20 protein-coding genes are annotated in these 23,004 nt (G+C 63.9%); 9 read left to right on the top strand and 11 right to left on the bottom strand.

Annotated elements, in window-relative coordinates; genetic code table 11:
* Positions 1-14: 14 nt before the first annotated feature.
* On the bottom strand, positions 15-1,406 hold the full coding sequence (locus CXP40_RS01780) for an iron-containing redox enzyme family protein (RefSeq protein ID WP_106732338.1): 1,392 nt from the start codon (positions 1,404-1,406) through the stop codon (positions 15-17).
* Between the two features lie 172 nt (positions 1,407-1,578).
* Between CXP40_RS01780 and CXP40_RS01775 the strand changes: the two genes are divergently transcribed.
* The 4 genes from CXP40_RS01775 (at position 1,579) to CXP40_RS01760 (ending at position 3,834) form a co-directional block, all read left to right on the top strand.
* Complete coding sequence (locus CXP40_RS01775; protein ID WP_106732337.1) at positions 1,579-2,715, top strand: carboxylate-amine ligase; 1,137 nt, start codon at positions 1,579-1,581, stop codon at positions 2,713-2,715.
* A gap of 79 nt (positions 2,716-2,794) precedes the next feature.
* Entirely contained in the window at positions 2,795-3,139 is a 345-nt protein-coding gene (locus CXP40_RS01770) for a DUF2892 domain-containing protein (RefSeq protein ID WP_106732336.1), read from the top strand.
* Positions 3,140-3,211: 72 nt separating this feature from the next.
* Positions 3,212-3,637 (top strand): hypothetical protein, encoded by a 426-nt coding sequence (locus tag CXP40_RS01765; RefSeq protein WP_106732335.1) that lies wholly within the window; start codon positions 3,212-3,214, stop codon positions 3,635-3,637.
* The gene (locus CXP40_RS01760) at positions 3,634-3,834 is read left to right on the top strand and encodes a hypothetical protein (protein ID WP_106732334.1); all 201 of its coding nucleotides are present in this window, start codon (positions 3,634-3,636) and stop codon (positions 3,832-3,834) included. Before CXP40_RS01765 ends, CXP40_RS01760 begins: the two co-directional genes overlap by 4 nt.
* A 146-nt stretch (positions 3,835-3,980) precedes the next feature.
* On the opposite strand, the gene CXP40_RS01755 is transcribed toward CXP40_RS01760, so the two are convergent.
* Complete coding sequence (locus CXP40_RS01755; RefSeq protein ID WP_106732333.1) at positions 3,981-4,361, bottom strand: Rho termination factor N-terminal domain-containing protein; 381 nt, start codon at positions 4,359-4,361, stop codon at positions 3,981-3,983.
* Positions 4,362-4,513: 152 nt separating this feature from the next.
* Here CXP40_RS01755 and CXP40_RS01750 point away from each other — a divergent pair, with 152 nt between their 5' ends.
* From CXP40_RS01750 to glgB, 4 genes are all read left to right on the top strand, one after another.
* The gene (locus CXP40_RS01750) at positions 4,514-5,038 is read left to right on the top strand and encodes an MgtC/SapB family protein (protein WP_106732332.1); all 525 of its coding nucleotides are present in this window, start codon (positions 4,514-4,516) and stop codon (positions 5,036-5,038) included.
* Positions 5,039-5,190: 152 nt separating this feature from the next.
* Positions 5,191-7,173, top strand: a complete 1,983-nt coding sequence (locus CXP40_RS01745; RefSeq protein WP_106732331.1) for an alpha-1,4-glucan--maltose-1-phosphate maltosyltransferase — start codon at positions 5,191-5,193, stop codon at positions 7,171-7,173.
* Positions 7,174-7,189: 16 nt separating this feature from the next.
* On the top strand, positions 7,190-10,489 hold the full coding sequence (gene treS / locus CXP40_RS01740) for a maltose alpha-D-glucosyltransferase (protein ID WP_106732330.1): 3,300 nt from the start codon (positions 7,190-7,192) through the stop codon (positions 10,487-10,489).
* Positions 10,486-12,648 (top strand): 1,4-alpha-glucan branching protein GlgB, encoded by a 2,163-nt coding sequence (gene glgB / locus CXP40_RS01735; RefSeq protein ID WP_106732329.1) that lies wholly within the window; start codon positions 10,486-10,488, stop codon positions 12,646-12,648. Before treS ends, glgB begins: the two co-directional genes overlap by 4 nt.
* A 124-nt stretch (positions 12,649-12,772) precedes the next feature.
* On the opposite strand, the gene CXP40_RS01730 is transcribed toward glgB, so the two are convergent.
* The 4 genes from CXP40_RS01730 to CXP40_RS01715 form a co-directional block, all read right to left on the bottom strand.
* Positions 12,773-13,186, bottom strand: coding sequence for a CBS domain-containing protein (locus tag CXP40_RS01730; protein WP_106732328.1), 414 nt, complete (start codon positions 13,184-13,186; stop codon positions 12,773-12,775).
* 69 nt (positions 13,187-13,255) lie between these two features.
* Complete coding sequence (locus CXP40_RS01725; RefSeq protein WP_106732327.1) at positions 13,256-14,026, bottom strand: S9 family peptidase; 771 nt, start codon at positions 14,024-14,026, stop codon at positions 13,256-13,258.
* On the bottom strand, positions 14,023-15,111 hold the full coding sequence (locus CXP40_RS01720; protein WP_106732490.1) for a DUF3182 family protein: 1,089 nt from the start codon (positions 15,109-15,111) through the stop codon (positions 14,023-14,025). Before CXP40_RS01720 ends, CXP40_RS01725 begins: the two co-directional genes overlap by 4 nt.
* Positions 15,111-15,539, bottom strand: coding sequence for a hypothetical protein (locus CXP40_RS01715; protein ID WP_256579204.1), 429 nt, complete (start codon positions 15,537-15,539; stop codon positions 15,111-15,113). Before CXP40_RS01715 ends, CXP40_RS01720 begins: the two co-directional genes overlap by 1 nt.
* Positions 15,540-15,724: 185 nt before the next feature.
* Here CXP40_RS01715 and CXP40_RS01710 point away from each other — a divergent pair, with 185 nt between their 5' ends.
* The gene (locus CXP40_RS01710) at positions 15,725-18,190 is read left to right on the top strand and encodes a glycogen/starch/alpha-glucan phosphorylase (RefSeq protein WP_106732325.1); all 2,466 of its coding nucleotides are present in this window, start codon (positions 15,725-15,727) and stop codon (positions 18,188-18,190) included.
* 54 nt (positions 18,191-18,244) lie between these two features.
* Here the strand turns inward: CXP40_RS01710 and CXP40_RS01705 are convergent, their stop codons facing one another.
* From CXP40_RS01705 to CXP40_RS01685, 5 genes are all read right to left on the bottom strand, one after another.
* Entirely contained in the window at positions 18,245-18,466 is a 222-nt protein-coding gene (locus CXP40_RS01705; protein WP_106732324.1) for a hypothetical protein, read from the bottom strand.
* Between the two features lie 157 nt (positions 18,467-18,623).
* Entirely contained in the window at positions 18,624-19,598 is a 975-nt protein-coding gene (locus CXP40_RS01700) for a lysylphosphatidylglycerol synthase domain-containing protein (RefSeq protein ID WP_106732323.1), read from the bottom strand.
* Positions 19,595-20,797 (bottom strand): cardiolipin synthase ClsB, encoded by a 1,203-nt coding sequence (gene clsB, locus CXP40_RS01695; RefSeq protein WP_106732322.1) that lies wholly within the window; start codon positions 20,795-20,797, stop codon positions 19,595-19,597. Before clsB ends, CXP40_RS01700 begins: the two co-directional genes overlap by 4 nt.
* Positions 20,794-21,582, bottom strand: a complete 789-nt coding sequence (locus CXP40_RS01690) for an endonuclease/exonuclease/phosphatase family protein (protein ID WP_106732321.1) — start codon at positions 21,580-21,582, stop codon at positions 20,794-20,796. Before CXP40_RS01690 ends, clsB begins: the two co-directional genes overlap by 4 nt.
* A 16-nt stretch (positions 21,583-21,598) precedes the next feature.
* Positions 21,599-22,867, bottom strand: a complete 1,269-nt coding sequence (locus tag CXP40_RS01685; RefSeq protein ID WP_106732320.1) for a zinc-dependent alcohol dehydrogenase — start codon at positions 22,865-22,867, stop codon at positions 21,599-21,601.
* Positions 22,868-23,004 lie beyond the last annotated feature (137 nt).

Below are 23,004 nucleotides of genomic sequence, written 5' to 3'. Positions count from 1 at the left end.
CAGGGGCAGGGCGGCTACTGGATCAGCGCCGCGAAGGTACGAGTGGCTGCCAGGCCAGCACTGGACCAATGCTGTGCGGGCGCCTGCAGGCCGATCAGACGAGCTTCGCGGCGATAGACGTCCATACCTTGCAGCTCCTGAATCAGCTCGCGGCGTTCGCGGTCCAGTTCGCCATGCTGCGTACCGCCTGCGAGCGAGAGTGCGGGTTGTGGCCGGCGCCGTGGACGGAAGGGTTTCGCTGGCGCGTCCGGTTGCCAGCTGCCGGCAATCCAGTCGTGCAGCAGCTGGCGCTCGTAGTTGCTGAAAACACCGAACATGGCGGCGCCAGGGCCTTGCATCAGGCGCCAGAAACGGCTGCAGGCCGGGTCCGTGTCGCGGCGTATCCAGTTATTGCTTTGCAGCGCTTCGAGAAAGCTCGCCACACTGCTGGTGCTGCCCAGCCATTCATTGACCGTGCGACCGGCGATGCGGCAGTAGTCGGAATGCACCTGGCTGGCAACCGCACGCTTTTGCTCGAACATCTGCAGCAACTGTTGCTCCAGGTCGAAGCTTTCGATCACGTCCGTCGAGCCCACACCCAGCTCATTGAGCATGTAGCCACGCAGCACACGCTGGTAGAACACCTGGGCGTCGCCCACGCGCGGCAGGTTGGTCAGCACGCTCTGTACGGCCTTGGCAGCGTGGCCGCTGGAGCCATTGTCGATGGTGACGTGCAGCTTGAAATAGTAGGCGTCGATGTCCAGCTCATTGAGCTCGAAGGCACTGATCAACAGGTGCAGCGGCAATTGTTCGTAGCCGAGGTTGTAGCCGATCACTTCAGGCAGAAACTCGTCGGCCAGCAGGCCCAGCGCCAGTTGGATCGCACCCTGGCGATACAGGCCATCATCCAGTTCCAGAGTGTCGTCACAGCCTTGGCCAGCCAGCAGGCGCTGGTAGATCAGTACGTGATTCTGCGCCGCGAGCCCATCGCCAAGTTCTTCCAGGTAGGTGCGCACCAGCGGATACACGCGATAGTCGCGCCAGTGCGGTAGAACGCCGTACAGCCAGGCACCGTCGACCAGTTTTGTCGGTGCCACGGCCCGTAGAAAATGCAGGGCATCAGCTTTGCGCGGGAAGTAACGGCGGCCTTCACCGGCATGTCGCTTGGCGAGATAGTCAGCGTAGTCCGCTGCCACGCGCTGGTGATGACGTTGCGACCAGGCCGCCAGTTCAAAGGGGCTTTGAGGCAGCTCGCTGGGTAGCTCCGCCACCTCCTGCAAGCACTCCAGCAGAAACTCGCGCGCCTGCGGATGGCCCGGTTCGGGCTCAGCCAACAGTTGCTGATAAAGGCTCTGAAACGGGCCTGAAACGGGAGCGAGAGAAACGGGCTGGGCTCCGGGGCTGTCGATGAAACTGGCTATCGACATGAGGCAGATCTCCTGAATAAGTCCATCTATAAGAGGGCGATGTGTTGCATAGGAGCTGTTCACCCGAATAAAGATTCCCCATGAATTTTCGCTGCCCGACAACTGATCAAAGAGGTTGAACTCAGGCCTCCCGACGGTTCTCAACTACAGGAATAACGGGAGCAGGCGAGTCATGGCAGCGAGCACATTCGGCATCGAGGAAGAGTATTTTCTGACAGACCTGGCCAGCCGCCGTGTGGCGCAGCACGGGGTCGAGGCATTCGCCATATCCAGTCGTCGCGCACTCGGCCAGCGAGTGACGCGAGAGATGTTCGCCGCGCAATTCGAAGTGGTGACTCCAGTGCTGCACAGCCTCGATGAGGCGCGCGACTGTCTGGGCCAGGCGCGCACGACCATGGCCGAGCTGGCCAGCGAGTTCGGCTGCGGCATTCTCGCTGCTGGCACCCATCCGTTGGGGCAATGGCGCAGCGTGCAGGCGACCGATATGGCGCGCTACCGGGCGATCTTCGACGACTATCGGATCGTCGCCAGCCGCAGCGTGCTGGCCGGGCTGCATGTGCATGTCGGTGTGCCCGAAGGCGTCGATCGCATCCGCCTGATGAACCGGCTGACGCCTTGGCTGCCACTATTGCTGGGGCTGAGTGCGTCCTCGCCGTTCTGGGATGGCCGCCCGTGCGGCTTGATGAGCTATCGCCAGGCGGTGTGCGATGAATGGCCGCGGATGGGCATTCCCGATCACTTTCGCGATGACGCCGAGTACCGGCGCTATCTGAAGGTGATGACCGATACCGACTGCATCGGCTCGGCCCTCAATCTGTGGTGGAACATTCGCCCGTCATTGCGTTTCCCCACCCTGGAGTTGCGTATCGCCGATGCTTGCCCGCGTCTGGACGATGCCCTGTGCATCGCCGGGCTGTTTCGCGCCATGCTCGGCCATGCCCTGGAAGCGCCGCACGATGATTGGTTCGATGACCCGCTGACCCGCATCCTTACCCTGGAAAACCGCTGGCGCGCGAAGCGCCGGGGCCTGCGCGGGCTGTTCATCGAACCGCGTAGCCAGAGCACCTTGCCATTCTCGGCCTGGCTGGACGAGGTGCTGGCCTGCATCGGTGAGCAGGTTGCGCCCAAGGACAGCTGGATCATTGCCCACGCGCGCAAGCTGGCGCGTGTCGGCGGCAGCGCCGAGTCCCAGCTCATTACCTACCGCCGCGCTCGCAGCGGTGGCGCCGAGCATCGCGCCGCGCTGTTCGACGTGGTCGACAGGCTGATGCAGCAGACCGCCCTGCAGGACGTTCGGCAAATAGCCTGAACCTTTGCCGTGCACCTGACTTTCTAAATCTCACGGAGGCCGCAATGGGCTCCGCCATCCAACGCTAAGGAGAAACGCCATGTCACTGACGCATAACGTTCATCGTCTGGAACGTGCCATCTCACTCGCCTCCGGCGCCACCGCCATCGTCGCCGGCGTTTGCCAGGGCGGCTCGTCAGGCGTGCTCAAGGCCCTTGGCGGCGCCGCGCTGCTGCAGCGCGGGATCAGCGGACATTGCGTGGTCAAGGGCTTGATCAGCGATCCCAGGAGCGAACTCCAATGCCTGCGTGAGTGCGTGGCCGATCTACGCGCGGCGCTACCGAAACTGCAGAGGGAAATGGAGCGGGTCAAAGGGCGCCAGGAAAGTCGGCTGAATCATGCGCTGGAAGAAACCTTTCCTGCCAGCGACCCGATTTCGCCTTGAGTCGAGCGTACGGGCGATGGCGCATCTGCGCTGTCGCCACGCGCGGCCCATATCGTTCGAAGGAGGCATCCCATGAAAGACACGATTCCAAGCTCCACCGCGGAACGAATCGATGAACAGACGCTGGACTTCAGCGATGAGGAAGACAGCCTCGGCACCGGCGAGCCCACCTTGCAGCGGACCGCGCGCCCATCGTCCAACCCAGAGGATGAAATCGGCCTGACCGGCGCAGCGACCCTTGGCGAAAGCGAGCATGAGGACAACGTCAGCCTTGACGATCTCAGCCCGGATACGCTGATCGACGACAGCGGTGCGCGCTCGCCGCTTGAGCGTGGCGGCGACGGCGCTCTCGATGAAGAGCTGAGCGTGGTCGACCAGAATGAAGTCGGTGGCGGCTTTGGCCTCGACGAAGCGGAACTGGCGCGCTCGGCTCCGCTCGATGGCAAACCCTGGACCGATGAAGTGGTATCCACCGACGACGAGGAGGGCGAGTCATGAGCGCACATACCTGTGCATGCCCGCATTGCGATTGTGCGGTCGAGTCCCGCGAGTGGGTGCACGAAGTGGCGGGCGAAGATCTGCTGTATTGCTGCGAAGCCTGTATGCAGCGTCATCCCAAGGGCATGGTTCCGTGCCAGAGCGCTGGCTGCGATTGCGGCGAGCGTGTGGAACGTGAGCGAGAACTGGTGTCTTGATGGACGTCGCTCCCGCGCAGGCGCGTAGCGCGTAGGCGGGAGTCCGGCTCGCAGGGTGTTCTGGGTTCCCGCCTGCGCGGGAATCCTGCGCGGGAATGACGAGACCTTCAGGCCGGCCTAGTGATTGCCCGCGGAGGTAATGCGCCTCAGGCGCTGGCCTTGCGTAGCGCCTGCAGCAGCTCGTCCTTGCTCATGCTGGAGCGCCCACTGATATCCCGCTTGCGTGCCAGGCCCATCAGCTGGGTCTTGGTCATCGCTTCCAGGCGCTGGCCGGGCCGGGGCACGCCTTCGCGGGTCGCCACCGCACGCCGTGCCGAGGACTTGCGAGCAGCCTCCTTACTGGCCGCGCTGGTCTTCTGCCCGGAGCCGCCGGCTTTCTCGCCACCGCCGGACTGCTTGTTGACCGTGGCCCAGGCGCGCGCCTCGGCCTCGTCTTCGGGTACGCCGCGCTCCTTGTAGCTGTCCTCGATGTGTTCGGCCTTGCGCTTCTGCTTGGCGGTGTATTTGTCTTTGCTGCCACGTGGCATGAGCATTCTCCCGACTGGTTTGGGTCTCTAAGGGAACTGAATGCCTGATTGAGCACAGGTTCCCGGTTTCGGATAACCGGCGGCAACGATGACTCGAACCTCTGCGCGCCGGATTGGCTCTGATGCAAAGCATCCATGGAGATTGAACGACTATGGACGTACTCGAACGAATTCTCACGACCCTGGCGCAGGAGTTCTCCGACCTCGGCCAGGTGGAGCACATCACTCGCGCCACGTTGCGCCTGCTTCTGGCCATGTTCCTTGGCGGGCTGCTCGGCTACGAGCGCGAGGTGATGGGCAAGGCCGCCGGCATGCGCACGCACATGCTGGTGTGCCTCGGCGCAGCGATCTTCGTCATGGCCCTGGAGCAGGACGGCGCCGAAGCCGATGCAATGAGCCGGGTGATCCAGGGCATCGCCGCGGGCGTCGGTTTTCTCGGCGCCGGCACCATCCTCAAAGGCCAGAACATTTCCGACGTCAAAGGCCTGACCACCGCAGCCGGCCTGTGGGCCTCGGCCGCCATCGGCGTGGCGGTCGGCCTCGGGCGCGAGGCCACCGCCGTGCTGTCCACGGTGATTGTGCTGGTGGTGCTACACCTCATGCCGCTGATGGTAGATCCAGGCACCAGAACCAGGCCGGACGACCAGGCCGATGAAAAGCCGGGCGACAGGCGATAACCGTCAGCCCGGTGAACGGGCAAAAACTGCCTGAACTTTTCCCACTGCCTCCGCCTCGGAATTTCTGACAGGTGCAGCGCTTCGCGCGCTGTCGCAAACCTGCCTGCCCATCCCTTCGAACACGTCTGCCAGGCGTAGAGGAGCCAGGAAAGATGCCGTCCCCGCAGCATGCCGACCAGACCGTCAGACACGCCATTGCCCAGCCCAGAATCGCCATTGAAGCGGTACAGCCGATCATTGAAGGTGGCCGCTTCGCCAGCAAATGCCTGAGCGGCCGGCCGTTGCCGGTCAGTGCGGTGATATTCAGCGATGGACATGAGCAACTGGCCGCCGACCTGCTGTGGCGCGCAGGTGGCGAAGCCACTTGGCAGCGCAAGCCGATGCAGGCGCTGGGCAATGATCACTGGAGCGCAGAGCTGCGCATCGACCAGCAGGGCCGTGGTGAATTTGCCATCGAGGCCTGGCTGGACGTTTACGCCAGCTTCCGCCAGGAACTGGTGAAGAAGCTCGGTGCCGGTGTGCCGGTAGAGCTCGAACTGCAGGAGGGCGCGCAGCTGGTCCGGCGTATCGCCGCGCAGGCCCCGGAACCATTGCGTGCCGAGCTTACAGCGCTGATCGAACGCATGGAGGCCTCGCAATCGCAGTCTGAACGCGAGGCGGTGCTGATCGATCCTTCGGTCAACGAGCTGATGCGCCGCGCCGAATATCGGCCGCACCTGCTGCACACGCCGAACTACCCGTTGGACGTCGAGCGCAGCCTGGCCGAATTCGCCAGCTGGTATGAGCTGTTTCCCCGCTCGCTGGGCGACGAGCAGCGCCACGGCACCTTCGCCGACGTGCACGCACGCATCCCCGAGATCGCCCGGATGGGCTTCGATGTGCTGTATTTCCCGCCGATTCATCCCATCGGCCGGGCGCACCGCAAGGGGCCGAACAACAGCCTCAAGGCCGGCCCGGGCGACCCCGGCAGCCCCTACGCGATCGGCAGCGAGGAGGGCGGTCACGACGCCGTGCACCCGCAGCTCGGCAGCCTCGAGGAATTCCGCCAGTTGGTCCGTGTGGCCCGCGAACACGGCCTGGAAGTGGCGCTGGATTTTGCCGTGCAGTGCTCGCCCGATCACCCCTGGCTCGAGCAGCACCCCGGCTGGTTCAGTTGGCGCCCGGACGGCAGCATTCGCCATGCCGAGAACCCGCCGAAGAAGTACGAGGACATCGTCAACGTCGAGTTCTACGCCGAAGCGGCCATGCCCGACCTGTGGCTGGCATTGCGCGACGTGGTACTGGGCTGGGTGGAGCTGGGCGTGACGCTGTTTCGCGTCGACAACCCGCACACCAAGCCGATGCCGTTCTGGGAGTGGCTGATCGCCGATGTACGTGAACGCCATCCCGAGGTGATCTTCCTCTCCGAGGCCTTCACCCGCCCGGCCATGATGGCGCGCCTGGGCAAGCTGGGCTTCAGCCAGAGCTACACCTACTTCACCTGGCGCAACACCAAGGCCGAGCTGCAGGCCTACTTCGAAGAGCTTAACCAGCCGCCCTGGCGCGATTGCTACCGACCGAACTTCTTCGTCAACACACCGGATATCAATCCCTATTTCCTGCAGCGCAGCGGCCGGCCAGGCTTTCTCATCCGCGCCGCGCTGGCGACCATGGGATCGGGGCTGTGGGGCATGTATTCGGGCTTCGAGCTGTGCGAGGCCGAGCCGGTGCCGGGCAAGGAGGAGTACTTCGATTCGGAGAAGTACCAGCTGCGTCCACGCGACTACCAGGCCCCCGGCAACATTAACGCCGAGATCGCCCGGCTCAACCAGATTCGCCGCGAGAACCCGGCGTTGCAGACCCACTTGGGCTTCCAGGCCTACACCGCGTGGAACGACAACATTCTCTACTTCGGCAAGCGCACGGCCGATCTGAGCAATTTCATCCTGGTCGCCGTCAGCCTCGATCCACATCACGCCCAGGAGGCGCATTTCGAATTGCCGCTGTGGGAACTGGGCCTGCCCGACGATGCCTCGCTGGCCGGCGAAGACCTGATGAACGGCCACCGCTGGACCTGGTACGGCAAGGTGCAGTGGATGCGTATCGAACCCTGGCACCTGCCTTTCGGCATCTGGCGAATCCAGACCGCCCGCTGAACAACGGAGTGACACCATGGCCAAGCGCAGCGCCGGCAAGACCTTCCTCAACGATCCGCAGTGGTACAAGGACGCGGTTATATATCAGGTCCACGTGAAGTCGTTCTTCGATGCCAACAACGACGGCATCGGCGACTTCCAGGGCCTGATCGACAAGCTCGACTACATCGCCGAATTGGGCGTGAACACGCTCTGGCTGCTGCCGTTCTACCCCTCGCCCCGGCGCGACGACGGCTATGACATCGCCAAATACAACGACGTACACCCTGACTACGGCTCGCTGAGCGATGCCCGGCGCTTCATTGCCGAGGCGCATCGGCGCGGTCTGCGTGTGATCACCGAGCTGGTGATCAACCACACCTCGGACCAGCACCCCTGGTTCCAGCGCGCGCGCCGGGCGAAGAAGGGCTCCAAGGCGCGCGACTATTACGTCTGGTCCGACAGCGACGAGAAATACGCCGGCACGCGGATCATCTTCATCGACAGCGAGAAGTCCAACTGGACCTGGGACGCCGTGGCCGGCCAGTACTTCTGGCACCGCTTCTACTCGCACCAGCCAGATCTCAACTTCGACAACCCCAAGGTGCTCGAAGCCGTGCTCGGGGTCATGCGCTTCTGGCTCGACATGGGCGTCGACGGCCTGCGCCTGGACGCCATCCCGTACCTGATCGAGCGTGACGGCACCAGCAGCGAGAACCTGCCGGAAACCCACGCGGTGCTCAAGCGCATCCGTGCTGAACTGGATGCGCGCTATCCGGATCGCCTGCTGCTGGCCGAGGCCAATCAGTGGCCGGAGGACACCCGGCCCTATTTTGGTGAGGACGACGAATGCCATATGGCCTTCCACTTCCCGCTGATGCCGCGCATGTACATGGCCATCGCCCAGGAAGACCGCTTTCCGATCACCGACATCCTGCGCCAGACGCCGGAGATTCCGCCCAATTGCCAATGGGCGATCTTCCTGCGCAACCACGATGAGCTGACCCTGGAGATGGTCACCGATGACGAGCGCGACTACCTGTGGAACTACTACGCTGCCGACAGTCGCGCACGGATCAACCTCGGCATCCGCCGGCGTCTGGCGCCGCTGGTGGGGCGCGACCGGCGACGCATCGAGCTGCTTAACAGCCTGCTGCTGTCGATGCCCGGCACGCCGACGCTGTACTACGGTGACGAGCTCGGCATGGGTGACAACATCTACCTCGGCGACCGCGACGGTGTACGCACGCCGATGCAGTGGTCGGTGGACCGCAACGGCGGCTTCTCCCGCGCCGATCCGGCCAGTCTGGTGCTGCCGCCGATCATGGACCCGCTGTACGGCTACCAGACCATCAACGTCGAGGCGCAGGGGCGCGACCCGCATTCGCTGCTCAACTGGACGCGGCGCATGCTCGCCATCCGCAACCAGCACAAGGCCTTCGGCCGTGGCTCGCTGACGATGCTGACGCCGAGCAACCGGCGCATCCTGGCCTACCTGCGCGTGCATCGAGGCGAGGATGGCAGCGACCAGCAGATACTCTGCGTGGCCAACCTGTCCAGCGCGGCCCAGGCCGTCGAACTGGAACTGGCTGACTACCGCGACCGGGTACCGGTGGAAATGATCGGCGGCGCCTCGTTCCCGCCCATTGGCCAGCTCACCTATCTGCTGACGTTGCCGCCGTACGGTTTCTACTGGTTCTACCTGGCCGACGCCTCGCAGATGCCCAGCTGGCACCAGAAACCGGTGGAACGTATGCCAGAGCTGCAGACCCTGGTGCTGGGGCGCGCCCTGAGTGAAGTGATGGACGGGCGCGCGCGGCAGACGCTGGAGCGCGAGTCGCTGCCGCTGTATCTGCCCAAGCGCCGCTGGTTCGCGGGTGAACAGCGCCCGGCCGTCAGCGTGTTGTACGTGATGCCGCTTGGCGGCGATGCCAACGCGCCGCTGCTGGCCGAGGTGCAGGTGACGGGGGCGGCCGGCGTCGAGTATTACCGCTTGCCGCTGGCTGCTGTGCCGGAACGCGCCGAGGGTAACGATCTACCACAGCAACTGGCGCTGGCCCGGCTGCGCCGGGGTCGCCATGTGGAGCTGCTGACCGATGCCTTCAGCCTGCCGCAATTCAGCCAGCAGGTCCTGCGCCTGCTGCGTGAGCAGGCGGTACTGCGCAGCGCTGGCGGGGAATTGCAGTTCCGCGCCGAGGCGGCGTTGCCGGCACTCGAGGGTATCGACGAGAACGACTTCAAGCTGCTTTCGGCCGAGCAGTCCAACAGTTCGGTACTGATCGGCGAGCAGCTGTTGCTCAAGCTGTTGCGCCGCGGCGTCCCCGGTATCCACCCGGAGGTGGAGATGGGGCGCTTCCTGACCGATCACGGCTACGCCAACGTCGCGCCATTTCTTGGCGAAGTGGTGCGCGTCGATGAGCAAGGCCAGCCCCACACACTGATGGTGATGCAACGTTATCTGGACAATCAGGGCGACGCCTGGCAATGGACGCTCAACACCCTTGACCGCGCCATCCGCGATCAGCTGGCCGGCGGCACCGCCAATCCGGATGTCGATGCGCTGGGCGAACTGCAGCAGTTCGCCGGCGTACTCGGCAAACGCGTCGGCGAGATGCACGCGGTACTGGCGCGGCCGGTTGAGAATCCGGACTTCGGTTATCAGCTCAGCGGCGAGCGCGACAGCGCCCACTGGGCCAAATCCATCACCGCGCAGCTGCAGGAAGCCTTGCAGGCTCTGGCTCGTCAGCGTGACGCCCTGAGCCCGGCGGCAGCCGAACAGGCCGACTGGCTGCTGGCCAGGGAAAAATCCTTGCTGGAAGCGGTCACCCGCCTGGCAACGCAGGCGGCAGGTGGCCTGCGCATACGGGTGCATGGCGACCTGCACCTGGGCCAGGTGCTGGTGGTGCAGGGCGATGCCTACATCATCGACTTCGAGGGCGAGCCCAACCGCTCGCTGGAGGAGCGCCGCCAGCGCCACAGCCCGTTCAAGGACGTTGCCGGCATGCTGCGCTCCTTCGACTACGCGGCCGCGGTAGCCCAGCGCAACGCCGGCGGCGTGGAAGGCGCGGCGGACGCCCAGCAGGTAGTTCGCGACGTGGTGTCACGCTACCGCGAGCAAGCGTGCAGTGCCTTTCTCGATGCCTATCGTCTGGCCGCCAAGTGCTTGCCCCACGAATGGCACCAACGCGACGGTGAGGGCGCCGCCCTTGACCTGTTCTGCCTGGAAAAGGCTGTCTATGAAATCGTTTACGAAAGCGGCCACCGCCCCGACTGGATCGATGTCCCGTTGCAGGGGCTGGTGGATCTCGCTAACCAATTGCCAGGAGTGCGACCTTGAATCAGAACAGAGTGCAGCGCCTGCAGCGCGCCGAAGATGGCGACCCGTTCAGCTTCCTTGGCCCGCATCCGCAGGGCGCCGAGAGCCTGGTGCGAGTCTGGCTGCCCGGTGCCGACGCGGTTGACTTGCTGGCCAGCGACGGCTCGCCGCTGGGGCGCATGGACTGTAGCGATCCGCAGGGCCTGTTCGAATTGCAGCTGGCCCAGGTACAGCGCTACCGCCTGCGCATCCACTGGCCGGGCAGCGTGCAGGAGACGGAAGATCCCTATGCCTTCGGCCCGCTGCTGGGTGACACCGACCTCTACCTGTTCGCCGAAGGCAACCATCGCCAATTGTGGCGCTGTCTGGGCTCGGCACCGATGGAGCATGAAGGCGTGCCTGGGGTGCGCTTCGCCGTCTGGGCGCCTAATGCGCGGCGGGTTTCGGTGGTTGGCGACTTCAATAGCTGGGACGGGCGCCGCCACCCCATGCGTCTGCGCTATCCGGCGGGCGTGTGGGAGCTGTTCATCCCGCGGCTGCAGCCCGGCGAATGCTACAAATACGAAATTCTCGGTGAGCACGGTGTGCTGCCGCTGCGCGCAGACCCCATGGCGCAGGCAACTGAGGTGCCGCCGGCCACCGCTTCACGGGTGCCGCAAGCTGAAGCCTTCGTCTGGCAGGATCAGCGATGGATGAGCGAGCGCGAACAGCGCCACGCTTCGCAGGCGCCGCTGGCGATCTACGAGCTGCATGCCGGCTCCTGGCAATGGCATAACGATCACGCACCAGACTGGGACGAATTGGCAGAACGGCTGATTCCCTATGTGCAGGACCTGGGCTTCACTCATATCGAACTGATGCCGATCATGGAGCACCCGTTCGGCGGTTCCTGGGGCTATCAGCCGCTGTCGATGTTCGCGCCCACCTCACGCTTCGGCAGCCCGCAGCGCTTCGCCGCCTTCGTCGATAGCTGCCACCGCGCGGGCATCGGCGTGATTCTCGACTGGGTGCCGGGGCATTTCCCCAACGATGCCCACGGTCTGGCCGAGTTCGACGGCACCGCGCTGTACGAGTACGCGCACCCGTTCGAGGGCTTTCACCCGGACTGGAATACCTGCATCTACAACCTCGGCCGCACCGAGGTGCACGGCTTCATGCTGGCCAGCGCGCTGTACTGGCTGCGCGAATACCACATTGATGGCCTGCGCGTGGATGCGGTGGCGTCGATGCTCTACCGCGATTATTCGCGTGAAGCGGGGCAGTGGATTCCCAACCGCCACGGCGGGCGTGAGAACCTGGAGGCCATCGAATTTCTCCAGCACCTCAACGAGGTGGTGCGCAGCGAAGTGCCCGACGCCTTGATGATCGCCGAGGAATCCACCGCCTGGCCTGGCGTCAGCCGCCCGGTGCAGCAGGGAGGTCTGGGCTTCAGCCACAAGTGGAACATGGGCTGGATGAACGACAGCCTGAGCTATATCCAGCAGGACCCGATGTATCGCCTGCACCATCACCACCAGATCACCTTCGGCCTACATTACGCCTTCTCCGAGCGTTTCATCCTGCCGATCTCCCATGACGAGGTGGTGCACGGCAAACGCTCGCTGCTCGGGCGCATGCCGGGTGATCGCTGGCAGCAATTCGCCAACCTTCGCCTGTTCCTCGCCCTGATGTGGAGCCACCCGGGCAAGAAGCTGCTGTTCATGGGCTGCGAGTTCGGCCAGTGGGGCGAGTGGAACCACGATCAACAACTGGACTGGTACCTGCTGCAGTACCCCGAGCATGCCGCTGCCCAGGCGCTGGTACGCGAGCTGAATCGCCTGTACCGCGAGGAGCCGGCATTGCACCGCCTCGATGACCAGGAGAGTGGCTTTCAATGGCTGGTCGGCGATGACGCGCGCAACAGTGTATTCGCCTGGTTGCGCATGGGCGGCGAGGGCAGTGCGCCACTGCTGGTGGTGCACAATTTCACCCCGCAGGTGCTCGACGGCTACCGGATCGGCGTGCCCCACGCAGGCCGCTGGCAGGTGCTGCTCAATACCGATGACAGCTGCTGGAGCGGCTCAGGCGCTGGCACGCAGGGTGAGCTGCACAGCGAGCAACTGGCCGCTCATGGCCAGTCCGATTCGTTGAATCTGCAATTGCCACCGTTGGCGACGCTGATTCTGCGACCAACCCAATAAACGTCGCCGCTGAAGCGCCTTCCACAGAGACCGAGATGTACCTTGGCAGTGATGATTCTGGTCCAGCCAATTCCTTAGTGGGAGAGGTTTAGCCTATCGCGGCTAAAGCCCCTCCCACAGAGGGTTAGTGAGCGGAGGTCACTCCGCGCAGCACGGTGTCGTTGGCCATCCGGCTGTGACCAGAGGCGATGTTGCCCAGCGAAACGATGCCAACCAGACGTTTCTCACGGTTGAGCACCGGCAAGCGGCGCAGCTTGATATCGGCCATATTGGCAGCCACGTGTTCGATGTCCTCGTCGTCGAAGCAATAGCGCACATCGCTGCTCATCACCTGGCGCACCGGAGTGCTGCCGTCCAGGCCAGCGGCCACGGCGCGCACAGCGATATCGCGGTCGGTAATCATGCCGATCAGACGGTCGCCTTCGTTGATCAGCAGTGCGCCGCTGTCTATATCGGCCATCAGCGTGGCGGCCTCGCGAATGCTGCGCTCAGGTTGGAGGGTGCGGACGTTGCGGGTCATGATTTTGCTGATTTTCATCGGTGTCTCCTTTTGCAGGCTGAGTGGGCGAATGCCCAGAACGAACCGCGGCATCGAAGGCTCAACGATTCAGGAATAGCGCACCAGGTGATGCGGGTAATCGCCTACCCGCGCGCCTACCACCATCTCGCTGACCCAATCGATCAGGATGCGCGTATAGGCTTGCTGGTGGCGGTCCTCACTGAGCCCGTGGTCGGCGCCGGCCATGGTGCGATGGCTCAGCGAGTGCGCCTTGTCGAAGGCATTGCGGTAGCTCATCAGCGTGGTGTGTGGGACGAAGTCGTCATGCTCGGACTCTACCAGCAGCACGTCGCCGCGAAATTCGCAGCAGGCAGCGAGCGCCAGATTGTCCTGCGCGCGCTGCGGCGTGCGCCGGTACTCGGCCAGCCGTACAACGTCCAGTTGGCGTTTGGGCAACTGCCATTGCGCGTCCCAGTACAGCGCCGGCACGCGCAGGGCCAGCCAGCGCACCGGGCGCCGCACGCTGAGCAAGGTAGCGAGGTAGCCGCCGTAGCTGGTACCGATCACTGCGATGCATTCGGGGTCGACCGCTTCGTGTGCGGCCAGCAGGTCGTAGGCAGCGAGAATGTCGGCCAGGTTGTCTTCGCGTGATACGCGCTCCTGTGCTTCGACGTTGCGTTCGTGCCCGCGCAGGTCGAAGGTCAGGCACACGCAGCCCAGCCCGGCGATACCACGGGCACGGGCCAGGTCGCGTTGCTGGCTGCCGCCCCAGCCATGGACGAAAAGCACACCGGGAACTTTGCTCGGTGGGGTCAGCAGGGTACCGGCGATGTGCTGGTCACCCACCAGAATGTCCAGGCTCTGGCTGCAAGCACTCATGACGGACCCACCTTGACGTATTTGGCCAGCGGGCCGTCCTCGCTGGCCTGGCCCTGATACAGGCAGATCGAGCCGGGCGGCGGTGGTACATCCCGATAGTATTCATGGGTCGAGGCCTGCAGCGTGTGCAACTGCGGGTTCTTGATGAATGCTTCCAGGGCGAAGATTTCCGCCGCGCTGGCCCCGCCGACGCGCCAGGATTGCTCCAGCACGCCACTGCGTGTCTGCCCTCGTGCGTTCAGCCCCTGAGCCACATCGTAGTTGCGCCGCGATGCCTGAATCGACGGGTAGGCTTCCAACGCTGCCAGCTCGAAGATGCGCGCCTGCTGCACGGCCAGGCGTACGGCGCGCGGCAAGTCGAGGGTCATCAGTGCCGAGTAGTCACCGCGCACCAGCGTCAGGCGCGAGCCGCCGTAGACCTGGTTACCCTGGCCATCCTCGGTCAGTTGCTGGGTGCCGTGATAGCTCAAGGTGACGCCCGCCACTCGGATCTGGCCAACGCTGTAGGTAGTGGGCTGCTGCAGGTCCTCTTCCAGCACCAGGCCCTGTTCCCTCACATGCTGCTCATCCAGTGCGGCCAGGGCATTGTCCAGCTCATCGGGCGAGCGCACGACCTGCTGGCCTCGACCGCCGGTGCCGTCCACCGGTTTCAGGCGAATCGGCCCGGCGCGCAACAGCTGTTGTCCGGCCTCGACGGCATCCTCCAGAGCGAAGGCGCTGAAACCCTGCAAAGTGACGCCCTCGATCTGCCGGGCGAGCCGCTCGGACCAGCCCACAGGCAAATGGCGAGGAGCGTCGAGGGCAGGGTGACTGATGGCCTTGGTGGCCAGAAAGGCATGTTCGACCTGGCCGCCGAAGAAATCGTCCGGCCCGCCGATGCCCAGTGCGCCGACATCGCCGATCAGGGTGTCTTCAGGCAGGAAATAGTGGCGCCCGCGAATCTGCGTGCCCGGCTGATGCGGGCCGAGGAAGGGGCAACCGAGCAGGGCGGCGAGTTTCTCGCCGAGCTGACGCTGCACCATGCGTTCATGAGCCATGTGCTGAGCGGTGCCCGGCAGCAAAAGCAGGCCTTTGTATGCGCCCATCATTTGTCCCGCCAGGTGCCGCCAGAATTCTCACAGTCGATGCGCACCTGCTTGAGGTCGCCTGCCCGGTAATAGTAGGTGAGCACCTTGGCCTCGTTGGGCACGGCGGGGCGCGCCTCGCCGCGATCATCGTCGCCGGAGCGGTAGTTGGTCAGGGTTTCCTGGGTCAGCGCTGCTTCGCAACTGCCCAGTTTGGCCTCGGCACAACTGGCGACCTTGCGTTGCTCGCTGTTGATCATGTCACCGGTTGCGTTATTGCACGACCAGTCGATGGCGCCCTTGTCCATGCCGGTGAACTCGTAGCAGAACTCCTGTTCGACCTCCGCAATGGCATCGCTGGATGCGCTGGCACTGACGTAGCAGGCCTCGGCCAACGCGTCGCCGGCCGCTAACGCGCCGACCAGAAGGCCGGGAATGATGGCTCGCATGATGATCTCCTCGACAGTGGCGTTCATGAGTTGTGAGGGGAGCCGCCAAGTCGAAGTTCAGGCTTTTTGATCAATGGGGCGCAGGCAGAAAAACCCTGAACTCATCAGCGCTGCGAAGGCCACAAAGAAAAGCCGAACCCATCGTTTCGGCTGTAATCGACGCACGCGCGCGTGAGGGGATCCATATGAGCGAATCGCACAGCGAGGCCGAGAGTGCCGTAGCAGCGTTCAAGGCGGCCATCCTGGCCAAGCTGCGCTACGCCGTGGGCAAGGACCCGAGCACAGCTTTCGACCATGACTGGTTCGAGGCGCTGGCGCTGGCCACGCGCGACCATATGATCGACCGCTGGGAAGAGTCCTCCGCCCAGGTCGAACGCCAGGGCGCTAAACGCGTTTATTACCTGTCTCTGGAGTTTCTGATCGGCCGCTTGCTGGTGGACAACCTGAGTAACCTCGGTTTGCTCGACGTGGCGCGCCAGGCCATGGCCGAACTCGGTGTGGAGATGGAGCGCATTCGTGAGGTCGAGCCCGACGCGGCGCTTGGTAATGGCGGGCTAGGGCGTCTGGCTGCCTGTTTCATGGAGAGCATGGCAACCCTGCGTCTGGCCGCTCACGGCTACGGCATTCGTTATGAACACGGGCTGTTTCGCCAGGCGATCGTCGATGGCTGGCAGGCCGAGCAGACCGAAACCTGGCTGGACTTTGGCAATCCCTGGGAGTTCGAACGCCCAGAGGTGGCGTACCGCATCGGCTTTGGCGGTGGCGTGGAGACTCTGGACGACGGTACAGGCGGCACACGCCAGCATTGGCATCCGCAGGAGAGGGTACGTGCCATCGCCTACGACACACCGGTGGTGGGCTGGCGCGGCGCCTCGGTCAATACTCTGCGCCTGTGGCGTGCGCGCGCCGAGGAAAACCTACAGCTGGATCGCTTCAATGCCGGCGATCACTTCGGCGCGGTGGCCGGCGAGGTCCGCGCGGAGAGCATCTCGCGGGTGCTCTATCCAGCCGACGATACCGAGGCCGGCCAGGAGCTGCGCTTGCGTCAGGAATACTTTCTGGTTTCCGCCTCGCTGCAGGACCTGATCGAGCGCCACCTGCGCCTGCATCAGGACCTGCAAAGCCTGCCGCAGCAGGTGGCGATCCAACTCAACGACACCCACCCGGCCATCGCCGTGGTCGAGCTGATGCGCCTACTGGTGGACGAGCATCGCATGCCCTGGGCACAGTCCTGGAAGCTGACGGTGGCCACCACCGCCTACACCAACCATACGCTGCTGCCGGAGGCGCTGGAGTCGTGGCCGGTATCGTTGATGGAGCGTCTGCTGCCACGGCACCTGCAGATCATCTACCTGATCAACGCCGAGCATATCGATGCGCTGCGCGCCAAGGATATCCATGACTTCCGCCTGCTGCGCGCGGTGTCGCTGATCGAGGAAGACCACGGCCGCCGCGTGCGCATGGGCAACCTGGCGTTCCTAGGTGCGCACAGCATCAACGGCGTTTCAGCGCTGCACACGCGGCTGATGCGCGACACGGTGTTTCGCGATCTGCACCGGCTCTATCCCGATCGAGTCAACAACAAGACCAACGGCGTGACCTTTCGCCGCTGGTTGTTCCAGGTCAATCCGGGGCTGACCCATCTGCTGGTCGACGCGCTGGGTGAGCAGGTTCTGCATCGCCCCGAGGATCATCTGCAGGCGCTGGAACCTTTCGCCGAACGCCAAGGTTTTCGCGACGAATATGCGCTCTGCCGCCAGCGCAACAAGGAAGCGCTGGCAGCACGGGTCCGGCAACTGCTGGGGATCAGCCTCGACACCACGGCCATCTTCGATGTGCACGTCAAACGCATCCACGAGTACAAACGTCAGCTGCTCAACCTGCTGCACACCGTGGCTCTGTACCAGGCCATCCGCAACGATCCGACCACCGATTGGGTGCCGCGGGTGAAGATTTTCGCCGGCAAGGCGGCGGCCAGCTATCGCCAGGCCAAGCTGATCATCAAGCTGGCCAACGACATCAGCCGCACCATCAATGGTGACCCGACCGTACGTGGGCTGCTTAAGGTGGTGTTCATCCCCAACTACAACGTCAGCCTGGCCGAGACCATCATTCCTGCAGCCGACCTTTCCGAGCAGATATCCACCGCCGGGCTGGAAGCTTCCGGCACCAGCAACATGAAGTTCGCCCTCAATGGCGCGCTGACCATTGGCACGCTGGACGGCGCCAATGTGGAAATGTGCGAGCGGGTCGGTGAAGAGAACTTGTTCATCTTCGGCATGACTGCCCAGCAGGTTGCCGCCCGGCAGCGCCAGGGCCTGGAGATGAGCGATGTGGTGGCAGATTCGGAACGACTGGAAGCCGCCCTTGGCGCCATTCGCGGCGGGGTATTTTCGCCGGACGATCCGGCGCGCTACGTGGGGTTGGTGGATGCGTTGCTGTACGAGGACCGTTTCATGGTCTGCGCCGACTTCGATGCCTACTGGAAGGCACAGCGCCAGGTCGATCAGCGTTGGCAGCGGCCCGAGCAATGGTGGCGTTCGGCGGTACTGAATACCGCGCGGATGGGCTGGTTTTCCTCCGATCGCACCATCGCCGAATATGCCAAAGATATCTGGCAGGTGCCGCTGCCGCTGCGTGAGGGAGACTAGGCGCGGCCTGTTCAACCTCTTGCAGCGACCCACTGCAAGAGGTTGAACAGGCTTTCAGCGCTGTACGCGGTGCGCAGGCGTGCTGCCACCTTTCTTCGGATGCAGGATGCGCGTGACCTGCACGTCGGTGAACTCGTTGGGCCATTCGAAGGTGTGCAGGGCGCTGAGGTAGAAGCGCGCCTGGTCTGGCGAGAGTTGCTCGCGCTCCGACTCCACTTCAACGCTGTGGGGCTGGTTGTGCAGGATGTAGCTGATCAGATGCAGTGGCTTGGCCATGCGAGGCCTCCGTTTTTGCTGAGTGATGTGAGATAGACCAGCCCACCTCGCTTGCAAGTTCCCGCCATCCGCCGGATGGCACCTACGGGGTACTGCCGCCTCTGCATCCGTTGCGCCTGGTGCAATTGCACCAGGCGTCGCTTGCTTTCGCTATTCGTTAGCCGGGCTGGGTCTCGATGTGCTGCTCACCCTGCTTGCGCAGGGTTTTCGCACGCTTCTCCAGCACCAGGTAGGTGACGCTGGCCAGCAGCAGAGGCAGCAGGTAATAGAGCACACGATAGGCGAGCAGGGCGGCGATCAGGCTCGCCTGGCTGTACTGATGCTGCAGCAGGGCGAGAAATACCGCCTCGAGCACGCCCAGGCCGGCGGGGATATGCGCCACCACTGCGGCCATGCAGCTGATCAGCAGCACGCCGAGTACCGAGGTGTAGGCCGCACCCTCCGGCAACAGCCAGAAGATCAGCGCCGCCATCAGCGCCCAGTTGCTTGCGCCCAGGCACAGTTGCAGCAGTGCCATCTTCAGTGAGGGCAGGGTGATCGACCGCTCGCGCAAGTGCCACACGCGTTGCCGCGAGAAAGCGCAGATGCCGATGTAGGCACTGACCACCCCCAGCAGCGCGAACCCCACCAATTGCAGGCCGGTGACGCCCAGGCCCCAGTTGTCGGGCAACTGCACCAGGCGCATGGAGAAGATCACCCCGGCCAGCGCCATGTAGCCGGTCCAGTTGGTGAGCAGGCTGAGGCTGAGGATGCGTGTCACCGTCGAGGCGCTCAGGCCAAGGCGCATGTACAGCCGGTAGCGCATCGCCACGCCACCAATCCAGGTGGTGAAGTTCAGGTTGAAGGCGTAACAGACCATCGCCACCGGCATGACCTGGCGCGCAGGCAGATGATGGCGGCTGTACTGGCGGCCAAGCAGGTCATAGCAGCTGAACACCAGATAGCTGGCGCAGGCGATCAACGCACCTACTGCCAGTGTTTGCACGCTGTAGTCGCTGAGCGACTGGCGCACTTCGCCCCAGTCCAGATTGCGCGCGAGCATGTACAGCAATGCCGGTATGGCCAGTAGAAAGAACAGGGTCAGTGCGCGTTTTCCCCAGCGCATCCAGGGGTTGTTCTGGGCACCATTCATCCAGTTTTTTCCTCTTCATAGCCGCTGGCCTTGTCGGCTGGCTCCAGCGGTTTCAGTCTCTTGCGGTGCGCCGGCAGCCAGCCGGCGATAGCCGGGAAGCGGCGCAGAAAGTGAAAGCACAGGAACACCAGTGGCGCGCGCCACCAGTAGCCGCGTATCACGCGTTCGAGTTCGATGCGCTTGCAGTGCTCGGCGGACAGCTCGAGCAAATGGTCATGCAGGTAGTGGTTGAAGGCCTGATCCTGAATCACCAGGTTGGCTTCCAGGTTCAGCGCCAGGCTCAGCGGATCGAGGTTGCTCGAGCCCACCGTGGACCATTCGTCATCCACCAGCGCCACCTTGCCGTGCAACGGGCGCTGGCAGTATTCGTAGATCACCACGCCATCGCGTAGCAGATAGTTGTAGAGCAGGCGCGAGAAGGCCTGGACCCAGCGCATGTCTGGCTGGCCCTGCAGGATCAGGGTGACCTGTACGCCACGCTGCGCCGCATTGCGCAAGGCGCGCAGCACGCGGTAACCAGGGAAGAAATAGGCGTTGGCAATCACTACGCGTGTGCGCGCCGATTCGAAGGCGCGCAGGTGTTCGTCCTCGATATCAGTGGTGTGGCGCTCGTTGTCGCGCTCCAGCAGCATCACGCGCGCATCGCCCACCGGCTCTCTGGATGGCTGCGCCGGGCTCGGCTCGCTTAGCGCCGGACGTAGTAAGCGCTGCATGGCTACGTGCAGGTCGCTGACGATAGGGCCTACCACTTCGACGGCGTAGTCCTGCTTGGCCATTTCACCGAAGTCGCCGAGATGGTCGGCCGAATAGTTGATTCCGCCGACAAAGGCGCGCTGGCCATCGATCACCACCAGCTTGCGGTGCAGGCGGCGGAACAGATTGGTACGCATGCCAAAGCGCCGGGGACTGGGATCGAAGACATGGATCTTCACGCCCTCGCGGGTCAGTGCTGCGACATACTCATGCTGCAGGTCGGCGGTGCCGTAGCCGTCCACTGCGAGGACGATGCGCACGCCACGCCGCGCCGCTTCGATCAGTACCTCCTGCAGTTCGAGGCCGACCTTGTCTTCACGGATGATGAAGGTTTCCAGCAGCACCTCGATGCGCGCCGCGCGAATGCATTCGAACACCCGCGGGTAATAGTCTTCGCCATTGATCAGCAGGCGCAGCTGGTTGCCGTCTCGCCATATTCCGCTCACAGGTGAATCTCCGCTGCCAATGGCGCGTGATCGGAGAGGTGCGACCAGGGCCGGGTAGATAACACCTGCGGCTCGTGTGCCGAGGCATTGCGGGTATAGATGCGATCCAGACGCAGCAGCGGCATGCGTGCCGGGAAACTGCGCGCAGGTTTGCCGTGGCGATGCTCGAACGCTTCGCGCAGGCCATGGGGTACCAGCAGGTCGTCCGCGCGCAGGCGCCAGTCGTTGAAGTCACCGGCGACTATCACCGGTGCACTGGGTTCGAAGGTCGCCAGCAAATCCAGTAACAACCCCATCTGCTGATGACGGTGCGCCTCACGCAACCCCAGGTGCACGCACACCGCATGCACGGCATCGTGCCCCGGCACGTCGAGACGGCAATGCAGCAGGCCGCGTTGCTCGGTGCCACTGACCGTCACGTCGAGGTTGTGATGTTCGAGAATGGGAAAGCGCGAGAGCAGGGCGTTGCCGTGGTGGCCGTCCGGGTAGACGGCATTGCGCCCGTAGGCGAACTGCGGCCACATGCTATCGGCGAGAAATTCGTACTGCGGCACGCTCGGCCAATCATGGAAACGCTTGGCGTGTAGGGCATGGTCGCCGAGCACTTCCTGCAGAAATACCAGGTCCGACCCGGTGGACTGCACGGCGCTGCGCAATTCCGGCAGGATGAAACGACGGTTGAGAGCGGTGAAGCCCTTGTGCGTGTTGATCGTCAGCACGCGCAGGCGCTTGACCGGTGTCACTCGGTCGATGATCACCTCCGGTTTGGCAATGGTGTTGTTCATGTTCGGTCACGCTCGCTCACAGGCTGCCGGGCTTTTTCGAGCGCGACTCACCGAGCGGATCGGCGTCGGCGATAGCACGATCGAGAAGCACCTCGCCATGCACCTGCTCTTCGCTGCCGTGGCTGGCGTCGTTCTTCGCCGGCTGCAGTTGCACCTTGATCCAGCCGCTGTCACGTCGATCGAAGGCCTTGAAGGCTTCGATGGCGTCACTCATGGGCTTGACCTGGGTGAGGATCTTCGCAGGGTCGATGCGTCCAGCCTGGACCATCTCGATCAGTTGCGGGATGTAGCGGCGGTGGTTGCAGTTGCCCATGTTGACGCTGAGGTTCTTGTTCATCGCCTGGCCGATGGGAAACTCGCGCGCCTGCTGCGGATAAACGCCGATGATGCCCAGCGTGCCGGCCTTGGCCAGGGCATCGACGGCCCACTGCAAGGCCTGCTCGGGCGCATCACCCGGTTGCCATTCATGGCCTTCTGGCTGGCGCGGCGAGTGGCCGTGGGCAGGACACTGGGCATCGACGCCCACGGCATCGATGGCACGGTCCACGCCAATGCCGTTGGTCAGCCGACGAAGGGTGTCGACCGGATCTTCACGGTCGAAGTTGATCACTTCGGCGCCCTGGCGACGGGCCATGTCCAGGCGATCATCGAGGTGGTCGATGGCGAATACGCGTGCGGCACCCAGCAGTTTGGCGCTGGCAATGGCGAACTGGCCGACCGGCCCGGCGCCGAAGACGGCGACGGTATCGCCGCTACCGACTTCGGCCAGCTTTGCGCCGAAGTAACCGGTGGGGAAAATGTCGGAAAGCAGGATGGCCTGGTCGTCGCTGATCTCGCTGGGCAGTTTCACCAGGCCGATATGGGCGAAGGGAATGCGTGCCATCTCGGCCTGCAGGCCATGGAAGGCCCCGGTGATTTCCGGCCCGCCGTAGAAGGAGGTGCCAGCCTGCTTGCCGTTGGGGTTGGCCTCGTCACACTGGGCGTAGTAGCCGGCGCGGCAATAGCTGCAGTTGCCACAGGCGATGGTGGAGGGCACCACAACGCGATCGCCGATATTGAGATTGCGCACATCGCTGCCCAGCGCCTCGACGATGCCCACGGCCTCATGACCAAGGATGGTGCCCTTGCGCATGCCGCCCACTGTGCCACGCACAAAATGCAGGTCTGTACCGCAGATGGCCGAGGCGGTAATGCGAATGACCGCGTCGGTACTGGCCTGTACCTCGGGTTCTGGCACGTCATCCAGGCGGATGTCGCCGATGTCGTGAAATACCACTGCTTTCATGAATCGCTCCCGAGGCCGACCAGCTGGCCGGCGTAGGTGATTGTTTGCTTGGGACTGACGCGAAGCGTCACGCGCGCCGAAAGGTGGCGCTCCGCTCGAGCGGCGCCATGGGTTGTCCCAGCATCTATATTTTTCGA

The sequence above is a fragment of the Pseudomonas sp. YY-1 genome, from assembly GCF_002843095.1.
GTDB lineage: Bacteria > Pseudomonadota > Gammaproteobacteria > Pseudomonadales > Pseudomonadaceae > Aquipseudomonas > Aquipseudomonas sediminis_A.
This window is presented reverse-complemented; position numbering and strand designations above follow the sequence as displayed.

What these genes read in the sequence shown, in the direction of transcription:
- treS (WP_106732330.1), top strand. Translation starts at nt 7,190, where the DNA reads ATGGCCAAGCGCAGCGCCGGCAAGACCTTCCTCAACGATCCGCAGTGG.
- CXP40_RS01710 (WP_106732325.1), top strand. Translation starts at nt 15,725, where the DNA reads ATGAGCGAATCGCACAGCGAGGCCGAGAGTGCCGTAGCAGCGTTCAAG.
- CXP40_RS01715 (WP_256579204.1), bottom strand. Translation starts at nt 15,539, where the DNA reads ATGCGAGCCATCATTCCCGGCCTTCTGGTCGGCGCGTTAGCGGCCGGC.
- CXP40_RS01685 (WP_106732320.1), bottom strand. Translation starts at nt 22,867, where the DNA reads ATGAAAGCAGTGGTATTTCACGACATCGGCGACATCCGCCTGGATGAC.
- CXP40_RS01705 (WP_106732324.1), bottom strand. Translation starts at nt 18,466, where the DNA reads ATGGCCAAGCCACTGCATCTGATCAGCTACATCCTGCACAACCAGCCC.
- CXP40_RS01770 (WP_106732336.1), top strand. Translation starts at nt 2,795, where the DNA reads ATGTCACTGACGCATAACGTTCATCGTCTGGAACGTGCCATCTCACTC.
- CXP40_RS01775 (WP_106732337.1), top strand. Translation starts at nt 1,579, where the DNA reads ATGGCAGCGAGCACATTCGGCATCGAGGAAGAGTATTTTCTGACAGAC.
- CXP40_RS01690 (WP_106732321.1), bottom strand. Translation starts at nt 21,582, where the DNA reads ATGAACAACACCATTGCCAAACCGGAGGTGATCATCGACCGAGTGACA.
- CXP40_RS01720 (WP_106732490.1), bottom strand. Translation starts at nt 15,111, where the DNA reads ATGGGCGCATACAAAGGCCTGCTTTTGCTGCCGGGCACCGCTCAGCAC.
- CXP40_RS01730 (WP_106732328.1), bottom strand. Translation starts at nt 13,186, where the DNA reads ATGAAAATCAGCAAAATCATGACCCGCAACGTCCGCACCCTCCAACCT.
- CXP40_RS01755 (WP_106732333.1), bottom strand. Translation starts at nt 4,361, where the DNA reads ATGCCACGTGGCAGCAAAGACAAATACACCGCCAAGCAGAAGCGCAAG.
- CXP40_RS01725 (WP_106732327.1), bottom strand. Translation starts at nt 14,026, where the DNA reads ATGAGTGCTTGCAGCCAGAGCCTGGACATTCTGGTGGGTGACCAGCAC.
- CXP40_RS01745 (WP_106732331.1), top strand. Translation starts at nt 5,191, where the DNA reads ATGCCGTCCCCGCAGCATGCCGACCAGACCGTCAGACACGCCATTGCC.
- CXP40_RS01780 (WP_106732338.1), bottom strand. Translation starts at nt 1,406, where the DNA reads ATGTCGATAGCCAGTTTCATCGACAGCCCCGGAGCCCAGCCCGTTTCT.
- CXP40_RS01750 (WP_106732332.1), top strand. Translation starts at nt 4,514, where the DNA reads ATGGACGTACTCGAACGAATTCTCACGACCCTGGCGCAGGAGTTCTCC.
- CXP40_RS01765 (WP_106732335.1), top strand. Translation starts at nt 3,212, where the DNA reads ATGAAAGACACGATTCCAAGCTCCACCGCGGAACGAATCGATGAACAG.
- CXP40_RS01760 (WP_106732334.1), top strand. Translation starts at nt 3,634, where the DNA reads ATGAGCGCACATACCTGTGCATGCCCGCATTGCGATTGTGCGGTCGAG.
- CXP40_RS01700 (WP_106732323.1), bottom strand. Translation starts at nt 19,598, where the DNA reads ATGAATGGTGCCCAGAACAACCCCTGGATGCGCTGGGGAAAACGCGCA.